The organism is Lutibacter maritimus, assembly GCF_900116115.1.
Lineage (GTDB): Bacteria > Bacteroidota > Bacteroidia > Flavobacteriales > Flavobacteriaceae > Lutibacter > Lutibacter maritimus.
This window is the reverse complement of the sequence record NZ_FOZP01000006.1, coordinates 126,580-141,062: the sequence shown is the minus strand read 5'-3', so window position 1 is coordinate 141,062 and position 14,483 is coordinate 126,580. Positions and strand designations below refer to the sequence as shown.

The following is a 14,483-nucleotide window of genomic DNA, read 5'->3' as shown; positions in this document are numbered from 1 at the left end:
TAACCAACAACAATGGAATTAACAACAGTAAAAGATGCTCTTGAAATTATTTTAAAAAGCGCTGAAGATTTTGGAATTGAAGAAATTGATTTTTTACAATCTTCAGGTAGAATTTTACAAGAAAATATTGTTGCCGATAGAGATTTTCCACCGTTTAACAGAGTTAGTATGGATGGAATTGCAATTTCATCCGAAGCTTTTAATAACGGAATTCGTTCTTTTAAAATTGAAGGAATACAAGCTGCTGGAAGCCCACAATTATCATTAAAAAATACAGAAAATTGTATTGAAGCAATGACAGGTGCTGTCTTACCAAAAAATACTGATGCTGTAATTCAATATGAATTATTAACTATAGAAAATAATAGTGCAACAGTTAATTTAGAAGCTGTAAAGGAATTTCAAAATGTGCATTTAAAAGGATTGGACAGAAAGCAAGGTGATGTTTTAATTCCCAAAGACATTTTAATTTCTGCAGCTGAAATTAGCGTGTTTGCAACGGTTGGTAAAGAGAAAGTAAAAGTTGCAAAGCAGCCAAAAGTTATGATTGTTTCAACAGGAAATGAGTTGGTTGAAGTAGACCAAATTCCGGCAGAACATCAAATTAGAAGAAGTAATGTGTATGCGTTGGTTTCATTATTAGAAAAACTGCAAATAAAAGCTGAAACAGCACATATTTTAGATGATAAAGAAACGTTAACTTCTACAATTGAAGGTTTTTTAAATGAATATGATGTATTACTTTTTAGCGGTGCAGTTTCTAAAGGTAAATTCGATTTTATTCCTGAAGTTTTGAATAATTTAGGTGTTCAAAAATTATTTCATCAAGTAAAACAACGACCAGGAAAACCATTTTGGTTTGGTAAAAAGCAGCATAAAACGGTTTTTGCTTTTCCAGGAAATCCGGTTTCTACCTTTGTAAGTTGTTTAAAATATTTTTATCCGTGGTATTATAAATCTGTTAATTTAGAAATGCCTAAAAATGAAGCAATTTTATCAGAAGATTTTTATTTTAAACCTAATTTAACCTATTTTTTACAAGTAAAACTTACGCAAGAAGAAGGGAAATTATATGCAACCCCAATAGCAGGAAAAGGCTCTGGGGATTTAGCAAATTTAGTAGATGCGGATGCTTTTTTGGAATTGCCAGATGATAGCACTAACTTTACGAAAGGAACAATTTTTCCAATTATTAAATTTAGATAAAACATTATTCTGAACTCGTTTTGGAATCTTATATTTATGGAAGATAAATTTAGCCATATCAATAAAAAAAATCAACCTAAGATGGTGAATGTTGGCGATAAAAAAATCACTAAACGAAAAGCAACAGCAAAAGCCACTATGTTTTTAGGTGAGGAAATTATTTCTCATTTTAATAATGATGAATTAATTACTAAAAAAGGTCCTGTTTTTCAAACGGCTATTATCGCTGGTATTCAGGCAGTTAAAAAAACTTCAGAATTAATTCCAATGTGCCATCCTTTACTAATTAATGGCGTTGATATTGATATAGAAATTACAGATAAAGAGCATATTGAAATACTTTGTACCGTTGCAATTGAAGGGAAAACCGGTGTTGAAATGGAAGCTTTAACAGGTGCAAATTTAGCGGCACTTACCGTATATGATATGTGTAAAGCCATTTCGCAAAAAATGGTAATTAAAGAAGTGAAATTGTTTGAAAAATCGGGTGGAAAAAGTGATATTAAAAATGGGTAAACATCAAAAACACGCAAAACTTGCATTAAGAGATAACGATAATTTTGCAACCAATGAAATTTCAATTGTTGGTACTAAATGCGATGTTATTTCTAATTTAGTACATCAAGTTAGTCAAAAAATGGCGAATTATAAATTGGCATATTTTGATGCTTCACATAATGATGCAATTGAAACTAAACCGCTAGAAAAATATGTTTTTCACCATAAAGGAACTGCTAAAATTGAAGTGAATTCTAGTGTAAATAAATTCAATCAACGCATTCAGTTTTCTCAGTACGATTTTTTATTTATCAACGGAAATCATTACGAAGCTGCCAAACAAATTTTGATTTTAGATAATGATAAAGAAACTTCGGTTTTAAAAAGATTAAATCAGTTAAATAATATACAGTTTGTTATAAAATTAACAAATGATTCAAAATATTTCTATTTTTTAGAAGAGCATAATCCTCAAATTAAAAATTTAATCTGTTATTCTATTGATGAAATTGATAAAATCTCTAAACATATAGAGAATCTTATCAAGCAAAGAATAGCTCCAATTCAAGGTTTAGTGTTAGCCGGTGGGAAAAGTACCAGAATGGGAACGGACAAAGGAACGCTGCAATTTTATGGTAAAAATCAGCGTGATGTAACTATTGATTTGTTGGAAAAAAATCATTTAAAAACGTTTTTATCGGTTCGTGAAGAACAAGAAATTTCAATAGAAAATAAAATCACCGATAAATTTATTGGTTTAGGTCCGTTTGGTGCAATTTGTTCTGCTTTTCAAGAAAACCCTAATGTTGCTTGGCTAGTATTAGCTACCGATTTGCCATTTGTAAATAGTGAGGTTATTCAATTGTTATTAAAACATAGAAATCCATCAAAAATAGCAACAACTATTAAAGGGAAAAACGCTCAGTTTCCAGAACCATTAATTACCATTTGGGAGCCTAAAAGTTATACGTTATTGTTAAATTATTTAGCGCAAGGTTATTCTTGTCCGCGTAAAGTATTGATAAATTCTGATGTTGAAATTGTTGAAATTGATGATAGTTTTATCAGAAATATTAATACTCCTGAAGATTTTAAAGAAGCATACAAAGAAATAAATGACTAATTCTATTCACGTACTTAACGGTGATGCAATTTTGCCAATATTTCAAAAATCAGGAATAAAAGGCGATATTGTAATTTGTAGAGAAATGTTTTGTGAAGGACCAATTTTGGAGCAAGTCGCCAGTGATGATTTTTGGAAACAACGCTATGCTTTTTTTGAAAAATATTTTAGCATAGGAAAATTAGAATATTTTGACAAAACCATTAAAGAAATCTTAAAAATTGAAGATTTAGCGGTGTATGATGAAATTGTTTTGTGGTTTGAATACGATTTGTTTTGTCAAGTAAATTTATTGGCAATGTGTTCATTTTTATTGCAGAATTACCGAAAAGATGTTACCTATAATTTAGTTTGCACTGGAAGGGTAAAAGGAAAAACCAAGTTACATTCATTAAGTGACTTTTCTTCAGAAGAATATGTAGCACTTTATAAAAATAAAGTAAAACTCACAAAAAATAATTTAATTTTTGCAGATCAGGCTTGGAAATTATATGTTCAAAATAATTATAAAGAACTATCCGATTTTAACTTTAGTAAAACCGGAAAATTCACCTATTTACAAGCTGCAATAAATCAACATTTAAAAAGGTTTCCGCAAGAAAATGGTTTCAATGAAATTGAGAATAAAATACTTCAAATTATTGCGTCTGAAGCTTTATCTTCTGAAAAAATAGTTCAAAAATTACTATTTTGGCAAAATGAAAATACTGTGTATGGTTTTGGGGATGTGCAATTTTTTGCGTATCTTAAGGAGTTAAATAATTTCTTTTTTGTAGATGATGAAAAGTATTATTTAAATGAAAATGGGAAACGTAAATTATTAAGTAATGGACTTTAATAAACAGGCATATTTTCAACGGCAAACTACCTTAACCGAAATTGGTTTGACCGGACAAGATTTGTTGCAAAAAGCCAAAGTTTTGGTTATTGGTTGTGGAGGATTAGGAAGTCCAGTTGCCATTTATTTAGCCACAAGCGGTGTTGGAGAATTGCATTTGGTTGATTTTGATAACGTTTCTGTTTCCAATCTACACCGTCAGGTATTTTTTAGAGTTAAAGATATTCAGCAGCCAAAGGTTGAAATTTTAGCAAAAGAAATTGAAAAAAGAGCACCGTTTACAAAAGTTACTTGCACCAACAAAGCCATCAATAAAAATTCTATTTTAGAACTAATTGCTAAGTATGATATAATTGTTGATGGAACCGATAATTTACAGATTAAATACTTAATAAACGATGCTTGTGTGCTTAAAAAAAAGCCATTGGTTTATGGTTCTTTATATAAGTTTGATGGTTATGTTGCAACCTTTAATGTATTAAATGGTGATGGTGATTATACGTGTAATTTACGAGACGCTTTTCCTGAAATTGCTACTGATATTCCTAATTGTGAAGAAGCAGGAACTTTAAATCCAATTGTTGGTATTATTGCATTATTGCAAGTTAATGAAGTTGTAAAATTAATTACCAAAACAGGTAAATTATTAACTAATCAATTGTTGATATATAATTCTTTAGAAAACAGTCAGTTAAAAATAAAGCTAAAGAAAAACAAGTCATTAATTTTTGAAGATATTTTTAGAAACTCCAATTATTTAGATGCACATTGCACCACACAAGATAGTGCTTTATTAATTTCTTCATCTAATTTTAAAAAACGGGTAAAAGATTCAAATATTGAAATTGTGAGTGTTATAAATAATCTTCAAACGGTTATTCCGTTTGAAGTACATAAAAAAATTCCTCATAAAATTTTTGATATAGAAATGTTTATTCCAAAGTTTGATAAAACCTATGTTTTTGTTTGTGAAAAAGGTATTAAGAGCTATGATATAACTCAAAAAATTAAAAATAAATTTCCAGATTTAGCTGTTTTTAGTTTGTTTGAAGGAATAGAAAAATACTAATTTAAGGGTGCGTATTCACCCAAACTTCGCCATCTTCAAAATGTTCTTTTTTCCAAATAGGAACCGTTTCTTTTAATGTATCAATAGCAAATTCACAAGCTTCAAAAGCTGCTTTTCTATGCGCTGATGAAACCGCAATAATTACAGGAATATCACCAATCTTTAATTCGCCTATCGCATGATGAATAGCAATTTTATGAATTGCAAATTTTACCAAAGCAGTATCTGCAATTTTTTGCATTTCTTTTATAGCCATTGGTTCGTAACCGCTAAAATCTAATAAAGTTACTTCTTTATTTTGTGTAGCATTTCTTACGGTTCCAATAAACAAAGCAATACCACCGCAGGCTGCATCTTGTACAAAATTGTAACATTCCTGAAGGTTTAAAGTATCCGAAGTTATTTTTACTGAAGTTTTATTTTCCATTTTTTAAGATAACGTTCACAAAGTTAAGAAATCAAAAGTGTACTTTTGCCCAATTGTAATTTATATTTAACTTAATGAAGAAAACATTTAGAATTATTAGCGTGTTAGAAGGAGTATCTTATTTATTGTTGCTGTTTATTGCAACGCCAATTAAATATTTAACAGGTGTAGATTCTTATGTAAAATTATTAGGAATGCCACACGGTTTACTTTTTATAGCATATGTTATTTTAGCAATAGTTTTAAAATATCAGTTAGAATGGAAATCTAAAACCTTTGTAACGGTTTTAGTGGCATCTATAATTCCATTTGGCACTTTTTATATCGATAAAAAACACTTCAGAAATTAACCGCCACTAACAGGTGGAATTATTGCAACAACATCGTTTTCCTTTAAAGTTAGAGTGTCTTCAGCATATTCTTCATTTACCGCAATAGCAAATTGATGCATATTTTTCAATTTTGGAAATTTTTGCATCAAAACTTCTTTTAAATCTTGTACTGTAATGTCAGTATTTAATTCAAAATTAATAGAATTCTCTCCAGTTAAATCGGTTGTAATTCCAAAAAAAAGTAGTTGAATCTTCATATTTTTATTGAATAATTTAACAAAAATAAACCATTTTGATTTAATGATATGCTTATTTTATTTAAAATCATTCTAAATAAATTTATATGTGATCTTAGTTACAAAACTAATATTCCTTTAAACTAACTTTGATTGAAGTCCAAATATATTTTAATAATGAAGTACGGTTTTATAATTGATAATCGAAAATGTATCGGTTGCCATGCTTGTACAACTGCTTGTAAATCAGAACACGATGTTGCCATTGGTGTAAACAGAACGTATGTAAAGCAAGTTGAAAAAGGCGAGTTTCCAGATACGCGGAGAATTTTTTCTGTAATGCGTTGCAACCATTGTACAGACGCACCTTGCGTTGAAATTTGTCCAGTTGAAGCATTGCATACACGTGAAGATGGCATTGTAGATTTTGACAACAACCGTTGTATTGGTTGTAAATCTTGTATGCAAGCGTGTCCATATGATGCCTTGTATATTGACCCAGATAATAACACAGCAGCAAAATGTAATTATTGTGCGCACAGAGTTGATGTTGGTAGAGAGCCAGCTTGTGTAGCCGTTTGTCCAGAACATGCAATTATTGCTGGTGATATGCACAACCCAACCACTGAAATTTCACAATTATTAGCTCGTCAAGCGGTGAAGGTTAGAAAACCAGAAAAAGGAACCAATCCCAACCTATTTTATATTGATGCTGATGATGCTTCTTTAGTCCCTGAGGCTACAGCTAAATCTGGACCAAGTTTATGGAATTCTCAAGCGCGCGGTGTTGGTCATTTTGCAAAAGCTGCAGAAAAAATGATGCATACAAATGATGATGTAGATTTATTACAAATGGTAATAGATAATGATATTCAGGCAGCATATCAACGTAAAGAAACAGAAAATCCTAATTATATTGATGTTTTAAGCGGAAAAGCGCGTAGAGTTTACGATACTCCAGACAAAGGAATACTTTGGGGATGGGAAGTTTCTGCTTATGTATTTACAAAAGCAATTGCGGCTGGCGCATTTTTAATACCGTTTTTAGCAATTATTTTAGGATACGAAGTTTCTCCTACAGCTAAATTATGGTCTGCTGGAATTTCATTAACATTTTTAGCATTAACAGGATTATTCTTGGTAATGGATTTAGACAGACCAGATCGATTTTTAAACGTTTTATTGCGTCCACAATGGAATTCTTGGTTGGTAAAAGGAGGTTATACCATTACAATTTTTGGTTTGTTAGTAACCGTTTGGGGAGCAGTAACATTCTTTAAAATTGCCATTCCTGAAAAAGCTTTGTTGTGGGTAACAGCTGCATTTGCAATTTTATTAGCCGTTTATACTGCATTTTTATTTGCACAAGCAAAAGGACGCGATTTTTGGCAAAGTCCAACATTACCATTACATATGTTAGTTCATAGTATAATGGCAGGAACAGCAATTTTTGTAATTGCCTCCTTAATTTTTGGAACTGAAAATTGGATGGTTATTTTAAAAAATACAATGATAATTGCATTAGTGGTTAATTTATTCACACTTATTACAGAATTAACTATAACACATCCAACAACAGCTGCAAAAACTGTAGTGAAAATGATTACAAAAGGAAGGTATAAAAACTTATTTTGGGTTGTAACAGTAATGGTAGGTAATATAATTCCACTAATATTTTTATTAGTTGGCAACACATTGCCTTTATTAGTTGGATCAGCAGTATTAGTTTTAATAGGAATTATAGCAACGGAGAAAATTTGGGTGGAAGCACCACAAAGAATTCCTTTAGCTTAATTTAAAACACAGAAAGTCATGGGATACAAAAAACCATCATTTATAGAAAATATTGCAGAGAAAATTGGATTAATTCCAAATCTGCACAAAGAAGGATATCAAGAGTTTGATAAAGATATGCGTCATTTTACCGATGAAGAAGTTGCTAAAATGTATGAGAACTTTCCTCCACCAGAAAAGTGGGATAATTGGGTAGAATACAATCCAAAAGTTTGGCCAAGAAAAGAGAAAAAAACCTATCAAATTGTGCCAACAACTTGTTTTAATTGCGAAAGTGCTTGTGGTTTAACAGCATTTATTGATAAAGAAACACAAGAAGTTAAAAAATTTGAAGGAAATCCTTATCACCCAGGAAGTAGAGGAAGAAACTGTGCGAAAGGTCCAGCAACTATTAATCAATTAACAGATCCAGACCGTATTTTATTTCCCTTAAAAAGAAAAGGAAAGCGTGGCGATGGAGAATGGGAACGAGTTTCTTGGGATGAAGTTTTAGATACATTTGCTGAACGAATTAGAAAAGCAATAAAAGAAGATAGACATAATGAAATAGCCTACCACGTTGGAAGACCAGGCCATGAAAAATTTATGAACTGGATTTTACAAGGTTGGGGAATAGATGGACATAATTCTCACACCAATATTTGCTCATCCGGAGCACGTTTTGGGTACAATTTATGGTACGGTTATGATCGCCCATCACCAGATCACGCCGAAGCAAAATTTATTTTGTTGGTTTCGGCTCATTTAGAATCTGGCCATTATTTTAATCCACATGCACAACGTATTATTGAAGGAAAAATGAAAGGTGCAAAGTTAGCCACTATGGATCCTCGTTTATCTAACACAGCAAGTATGTCCGATTATTGGCTGCCATCTTATCCAGGAACCGAAGCAGCCGTTTTATTGGCTATGGCTTTAATCATTTTAAAAGAAGGATTATACAATAGAAATTATTTAGAAAACTGGACCAACTGGAAAGCTTATTTAAAAGCAATGCACAGCGATAAAGAAGTTACTTTTGAAAACTATATTGCTGCTATGATTGATGAATATAAAGAGTTTACACCTGAATACGCCGAAGAAGAATCAGGAGTAAAAGCTGCTATGATTGTTGAAATTGCACATAAAATTGGAGAAGCAGGTGAACGATTTGCATCGCACAATTGGCGTGCAGCAGGCGCATCAAATTTAGGTGGTTGGGCAGTGGCACGTTGCTTACATTTTCTAACTGTCTTAACTGGAGCAGTTGGTGCTAAAGGAGGAACTTCTCCAAATAGTTGGAATAAATTTGCACCAACACAACCAAATAAACCGCAGCCTCAAAAAAAATGGAATGAAATGCATTTTCCAAAAGAATATCCGTTAGCATTTTTTGAAATGAGTCAGTTACTGCCACATTTCTTAAAAGAAGGTAGAGGTAAAATGGATGTGTATTTTTCAAGAGTATTCAATCCAGTTTGGACGTATCCAGATGGATTTACGTGGATGGAAATGTTTATGGACGAAAGTAAATTTGGATTGCACGCAGCATTAACTCCAACATGGAATGAAACGGCTTTTCACGCAGATTTTGTGTTACCAATGGGTTTGGCTTCAGAACGTCACGACATCAATTCTTACGCAACACACGGTGGAACTTGGGTAGCATTTCGTCAACCAGTTTTAAGAGAAGCGGCTCGTAGAAATGGAAAACCAGTGGAATATACGTATCAGGCAAATCCAGGTGAAGTTTGGGAAGAAGATGAATTTTGGATTGCCTTAAGTTGGAAAATTGATCCTGATGGAAGCATGGGAATTCGTAAACATTTTGAATCACCTTATCGTCCTGGAGAAAAAATTACTATTGATGAATATTATCAATATTTATTTGAACGTGTAAAAGGCTTGCCAGAAGCTGCAAAAAAAGAAGGACTTACTGAATTGCAGTACATGCAAAAGTATGGCGCTTTTGAAATTGAAAAAGGCGAATCTTACAAAAAGAATGAAATGCTGTTAACTGAAGAAGAGTTGAAAGGTTCTATAATTGATAAAGATAATGATGTAATTTCAAAAAATGGAAAAGAAATTGGAGTGATGATTAATGGAAAAGCAATGGTTGGTTTTCCAACGCCATCACGAAAAAATGAATTTTATTCTCAAACCATGGTTGATTGGAAGTGGCCAGAATATGCAATTCCAAGATATATTAAAAGTCATATTCATAATGATAATCTCGATAAATCGAAAGGAGAATACGTGTTGGTTCCAACATTTAGGTTGCCAACTTTAATTCATACACGATCAGGAAACGCAAAATGGTTGGTTGAAATTTCTAATAGAAACCCAATTTGGATGCATCCAGATGATGCAAATAAATGGGGATTTCAAACAGGTGATTTGGTAAAAATGAATACTGATATTGGTTATTTTATTGATAAAGTTTGGGTAACACAAAGTATGAAACCAGGTGTTGTTGCGTGCTCACATCATATTGGACGTTGGCGCAGACCGCAAGATAAAATAGGAAATAGATGGGCAACAAATACGGTAAAAATTCAAAGTAATGGAGAAGGTGGTTGGAAAATGAACACTATTTCAGGAATTCATCCTTTTGAATCTAGCGATAAAGATTCAAAACGAATTTTTTGGAAAGATGGTGGTGTACATCAAAATATTACACATGCAGTGCATCCAGATCCTATAAGTGGAATGCATTGTTGGCATCAACGTGTGCGAATTGAAAAACCAAAACCCGAAGATAAGTATGGCGATATTTTTGTAGACACCAACAAATCTCACGAAATTTATAAAGAATGGTTGGCAATGACGCGTCCAGCGCCTGGTCCAAATGGAGAACGCAGACCTTTATGGTTCAACAGAGCTTTTACGCCAGATAAATCTCCAGGAGGTTGTTACTATATTCCGAAAGAAGAATAATAAAAAAAAATCCCGCAATTGCGGGATTTTTTTAGCTTTGTATGTAATGAAAAATCTTCAAACATATTCCCACTTAATAAAACAAGAAGCAAAACGATCAGGTTTTGAAAGTTGTGGTATTTCAAAAGCAGATTTTTTAGAAAAAGAAGCTTCAAATTTAGAAAATTGGTTAAAAAATGGTTTCCATGGAAAAATGAATTATATGGAGAACTATTTTGATAAACGACTTGATCCACGTTTGTTGCTTGATGATGCCAAATCCGTAATTAGTTTATCGTACAATTATTTTCCAAAAGAACTTCAAAATAATGATACGTATAAAATTGCAAAATATGCGTATGGTGAAGATTATCATCATATTATAAAAGGAAAGTTAAAAGAATTAACTTTTTTTATTGAAAATTTAATAGGGCAAGTAAACGGAAGAGCTTTTGTAGATTCAGCACCAGTTTTAGAACGCGCTTGGGCAGAAAAAAGCGGTGTAGGTTGGCGAGGAAAAAACTCATTATTACTTCAAAAAAATAAAGGTTCATTTTTCTTTTTAGCAGAACTTATTTTAGACGTAGAGTTAGCTTATGACAATCCGTTTAAAGCAGACCACTGTGGAACGTGTACAAAATGTATTGATGCTTGTCCAACAAATGCCATTTTGCCCAATAATACCATTGATGGAAGCAAATGTATTTCGTATTTTACTATTGAATTAAAAGATGAAATCCCAACTTCAATGAAAAGAAAATTTGAAGATTGGATGTTTGGCTGCGATATTTGTCAGGATGTTTGTCCGTGGAACCGATTTTCAAAACCTCATTCTGAAGAAAAATTTAAACCACATCCTGATTTATTTTCCATGTCAAAAAATGATTGGCAAGAAATCACCGAAGAAGTTTTTCAAATAATATTTAAAAAGTCAGCTGTAAAACGTACAAAATTTGCCGGTTTAGTTAGAAATATCTCATTTTTAAAAGATTAAGCTATAAATTTAATTACGAAAACTTTATTTTTTTTTAGTTTTTTAACAACTAAATTCAAAAAAAAAGTATACTGATTAAACAAAATAGGTCAAATTTGTCTTTTTTTTGAATAAAAAAATATTCAGAATTTTAAATTCAATATCTTTGTGTTGTCATAAAAATAAAAATCATGAATAAATCTAATTTAAGGAGAGAAGCCTTGTTGTATCATGCTAAACCAACGCCAGGAAAGATTCAAGTTGTACCAACAAAAAAGTATTCAACACAAAGAGATTTGTCATTGGCGTATTCACCTGGTGTTGCTGAGCCTTGTTTAGAAATTGAAAAAGACATAAATAACGTTTATAAATATACTTCAAAAGGAAATTTAGTTGCTGTAATTTCTAACGGAACTGCAGTGCTTGGTTTAGGTGATATTGGTCCAGAAGCATCTAAGCCTGTAATGGAAGGAAAAGGTTTATTGTTCAAAATTTTTGCTGATATTGATGTTTTTGATATTGAAGTAAATACTAAAAATGTTGAAGAATTTATTCAAACAGTAAAAAATATTGCACCAACTTTTGGAGGAATTAATTTAGAAGATATTAAAGCTCCAGAAGCATTTGAAATTGAACGTAGGCTGAAAGAGGAGTTAGATATTCCAGTAATGCATGATGATCAACACGGAACAGCTATTATTTCTACAGCTGCTTTAAAAAATGCCATTGAAATTACCGGCAAAGATATTTCAAAAGTAAAAATAGTAATTAATGGAGCTGGCGCAGCAGCTATTTCTTGCTCTAGATTATATATTGCACTTGGAGCCAATAGAAATAATATGGTAATGTGTGATAGCAAAGGAGTTATTAGAAAAGATGCTTTAAATTTAACAGAACAAAAAGCAGAATTTGCTACCGATAGAGATTTAAACACTTTAGAAGAAGCTATGGTTGGTGCGGATGTGTTTATTGGTCTTTCCGTAGGAAATATATTAACACCAAAAATGTTATTATCTATGGCCGATGAACCAATTGTTTTTGCAATGGCAAATCCAACTCCCGAAATAGATTATAATTTAGCAGTAAAAACGCGCAAAGATGTATTAATTGCAACGGGAAGGTCTGATCATCCAAATCAGGTGAATAATGTGTTAGGATTTCCATTTATTTTTAGAGGAGCTTTAGATGTTAGAGCAACAAAAATTAATGAAGAAATGAAGATGGCAGCCGTTCATGCGTTGGCTAATTTGGCAAAAGAATCAGTACCCGAGCAAGTTAATATAACTTATAATGAAACAAATATTCAATTTGGTAGAAATTATATCATACCAAAACCTTTTGATCATAGATTAATAGTTGAAATTCCACCAGCAGTAGCAAAAGCAGCTATGGAATCTGGTGTAGCAAAAGAACCGATAACTGATTGGGAAGCATATAGAGAAAGATTAGCAGAAAGATTAGGTACTGGAAGTAAGTTGATGAGAATGTTAACTACCCGAGCAAAATCAAATCCAAAAAGTGTTGTTTTTGCAGAAGCAGATCATTTAAATGTTTTAAAAGCAGCCTATCTTGCGCATGAAGAAGGTATTTGCGTTCCAATTCTATTAGGAAATAAAGAAATTATTAAAGAATTGATGAAAGAAATTAATTTTGAAGGAGATGTTGAAATTATTGATCCTAAATTAGATGAAGAAAAAGAACGAAAAGACAGATATGCAAAAGCTTATTGGGAAAGTAGAAAAAGAAATGGCGTAACTTATATTAATGCCAGAAAGTTAATGCGTGAACGTAACTTTTTTGCAGCCATGATGGTTAATTTAGGTGAAGCAGATGCATTGGTAACTGGTTTTTCAAGAAGTTATAGAGAAGTTGCAAAACCAATGATTGAATTAATTGGCAAAGCAAAAGGAGTAAGCAGAGTTGCTGCAACAAATATTATGTTAACTGAAAGGGGACCTATGTTTTTTTCTGATACAGCATTTAACATTAATCCTAATGAAGATGACCTTGTACAAATAGCTTCAATGACTGATAGAGTTATGAAAATATTTGGAATAGATCCTGTGTTAGCAATGCTATCTTATTCTAATTTTGGTTCTTCACCGTCAAAATCTGCAAATAAAGGAGCAAATGCTGTGGCGTATATGCATAAACACTATCCAAATATTGTGATTGATGGTGAAATTCAAGCAGATTTTGCGTTAAGTAACTCTTTAAGAAGTGATAAATTTCCGTTTTCTAAATTGCATAACAAAAAGGTAAATGGGCTAATTTTTCCAAACCTAAATTCAGCAAATATTAGTTATAAATTATTAAAAAAACTACACAATATTGAATCTATTGGCCCCATAGTAATGGGTTTAAATAAGCCTGTTCATATTTTACAATTAGGTTCTAGTGTTGATGAAATTGTGAATATGGTTTGCGTTGCTGTTGTTGATGCACAGGAAAATAGTAAAAAACAATAATAATTTTAGTACATTTGAAAACTTAATGTTTTCAAATTTATGATTACTCATATCAAGGGAAAATTAGTTGAAAAAAATCCAACGTTTGTTGTTATTGAAGCAAATGGTGTAGGTTATTGGCTAAATATTTCCCTTAACACTTTTTCGAATTTACCAAATCAAGAATCTGTCTTTTTATATACACATTTGTCTATAAAAGAAGATGCGCATACGTTGTATGGTTTTATCACTAAAGTTGAAAGAGAAATTTTTAGGTTATTAATTTCTGTTTCAGGTGTAGGACCAAGCATTGCGCGTACAATGTTGTCATCTATGACTACAGATGAAATTCAACGAGCGATAGCTTCAGGAAATGTTAGCTTAATACAATCTGTTAAAGGAATTGGTGCTAAAACCGCTCAAAGAGTATTGGTTGATTTGAGAGATAAAATTTCAAATACATTTGTGAATGATGAAGTTTTTATAAATGAAAGCAATACTAATAAAAATGAAGCGTTATCTGCTTTAGAAGTATTAGGTTTTAATAAAAAGCAAGCAGAAAAAGTATTAGATAAAATTTTAATTGAAGAAAAAACTGCAACTGTAGAAACTTTAATTAAAAAAGCGCTAAAAAATTTATAAAAA

Annotated in this window: 13 protein-coding genes; 11 read left to right on the top strand and 2 right to left on the bottom strand. The window is 31.6% G+C overall.

Annotated features, from left to right (window positions below; genetic code table 11):
- Nucleotides 1-12: 12 nt before the first annotated feature.
- The 5 genes from BM335_RS10865 to BM335_RS10845 are packed head-to-tail and all read left to right on the top strand — an operon-like array spanning nucleotide 13 to nucleotide 4,734.
- On the top strand, nucleotides 13-1,206 hold the full coding sequence (locus BM335_RS10865) for a molybdopterin molybdotransferase MoeA (protein WP_090227094.1): 1,194 nt from the start codon (nucleotides 13-15) through the stop codon (nucleotides 1,204-1,206).
- 36 nt (nucleotides 1,207-1,242) lie between these two features.
- Entirely contained in the window at nucleotides 1,243-1,722 is a 480-nt protein-coding gene (gene moaC, locus BM335_RS10860; protein WP_090227090.1) for a cyclic pyranopterin monophosphate synthase MoaC, read from the top strand.
- The gene (locus tag BM335_RS10855) at nucleotides 1,715-2,827 is read left to right on the top strand and encodes an NTP transferase domain-containing protein (protein ID WP_090227087.1); all 1,113 of its coding nucleotides are present in this window, start codon (nucleotides 1,715-1,717) and stop codon (nucleotides 2,825-2,827) included. The genes moaC and BM335_RS10855 overlap by 8 nt, the downstream gene beginning before the upstream one ends.
- Nucleotides 2,820-3,665: a DUF1835 domain-containing protein gene (locus BM335_RS10850; RefSeq protein ID WP_090227080.1), complete on the top strand. Its 846-nt coding sequence runs from the start codon at nucleotides 2,820-2,822 to the stop codon at nucleotides 3,663-3,665. The genes BM335_RS10855 and BM335_RS10850 overlap by 8 nt, the downstream gene beginning before the upstream one ends.
- Entirely contained in the window at nucleotides 3,655-4,734 is a 1,080-nt protein-coding gene (locus BM335_RS10845) for a HesA/MoeB/ThiF family protein (protein ID WP_090227076.1), read from the top strand. The genes BM335_RS10850 and BM335_RS10845 overlap by 11 nt, the downstream gene beginning before the upstream one ends.
- Nucleotide 4,735: 1 nt before the next feature.
- Here the strand turns inward: BM335_RS10845 and BM335_RS10840 are convergent, their stop codons facing one another.
- The gene (locus tag BM335_RS10840) at nucleotides 4,736-5,161 is read right to left on the bottom strand and encodes a molybdenum cofactor biosynthesis protein MoaE (protein WP_090227073.1); all 426 of its coding nucleotides are present in this window, start codon (nucleotides 5,159-5,161) and stop codon (nucleotides 4,736-4,738) included.
- 74 nt (nucleotides 5,162-5,235) lie between these two features.
- On the opposite strand from BM335_RS10840, the gene BM335_RS10835 reads away from it, so the two are divergent.
- A complete protein-coding gene (locus BM335_RS10835; RefSeq protein WP_090227068.1) occupies nucleotides 5,236-5,511 on the top strand; it encodes a DUF3817 domain-containing protein in 276 nt (91 codons plus the stop codon).
- On the opposite strand, the gene moaD is transcribed toward BM335_RS10835, so the two are convergent.
- Nucleotides 5,508-5,750, bottom strand: coding sequence for a molybdopterin converting factor subunit 1 (gene moaD / locus BM335_RS10830; protein ID WP_090227064.1), 243 nt, complete (start codon nucleotides 5,748-5,750; stop codon nucleotides 5,508-5,510). The two genes, BM335_RS10835 and moaD, sit on opposite strands and share 4 nt — an antisense overlap.
- Before the next feature lie 156 nt (nucleotides 5,751-5,906).
- On the opposite strand from moaD, the gene nrfD reads away from it, so the two are divergent.
- The 5 genes from nrfD to ruvA all read left to right on the top strand — a co-directional run bounded on the left by nrfD (nucleotide 5,907) and on the right by ruvA (nucleotide 14,480).
- A complete protein-coding gene (gene nrfD, locus BM335_RS10825) occupies nucleotides 5,907-7,523 on the top strand; it encodes an NrfD/PsrC family molybdoenzyme membrane anchor subunit (RefSeq protein WP_090227060.1) in 1,617 nt (538 codons plus the stop codon).
- Nucleotides 7,524-7,541: 18 nt separating this feature from the next.
- A complete protein-coding gene (locus BM335_RS10820; protein ID WP_090227057.1) occupies nucleotides 7,542-10,439 on the top strand; it encodes a molybdopterin-dependent oxidoreductase in 2,898 nt (965 codons plus the stop codon).
- A gap of 46 nt (nucleotides 10,440-10,485) precedes the next feature.
- The gene (gene queG / locus BM335_RS10815; RefSeq protein ID WP_090227053.1) at nucleotides 10,486-11,412 is read left to right on the top strand and encodes a tRNA epoxyqueuosine(34) reductase QueG; all 927 of its coding nucleotides are present in this window, start codon (nucleotides 10,486-10,488) and stop codon (nucleotides 11,410-11,412) included.
- Nucleotides 11,413-11,582: 170 nt separating this feature from the next.
- The gene (locus BM335_RS10810; RefSeq protein ID WP_090227049.1) at nucleotides 11,583-13,859 is read left to right on the top strand and encodes an NADP-dependent malic enzyme; all 2,277 of its coding nucleotides are present in this window, start codon (nucleotides 11,583-11,585) and stop codon (nucleotides 13,857-13,859) included.
- Nucleotides 13,860-13,898: 39 nt separating this feature from the next.
- Nucleotides 13,899-14,480, top strand: a complete 582-nt coding sequence (ruvA, locus tag BM335_RS10805) for a Holliday junction branch migration protein RuvA (protein ID WP_090227046.1) — start codon at nucleotides 13,899-13,901, stop codon at nucleotides 14,478-14,480.
- Nucleotides 14,481-14,483: the final 3 nt, after the last annotated feature.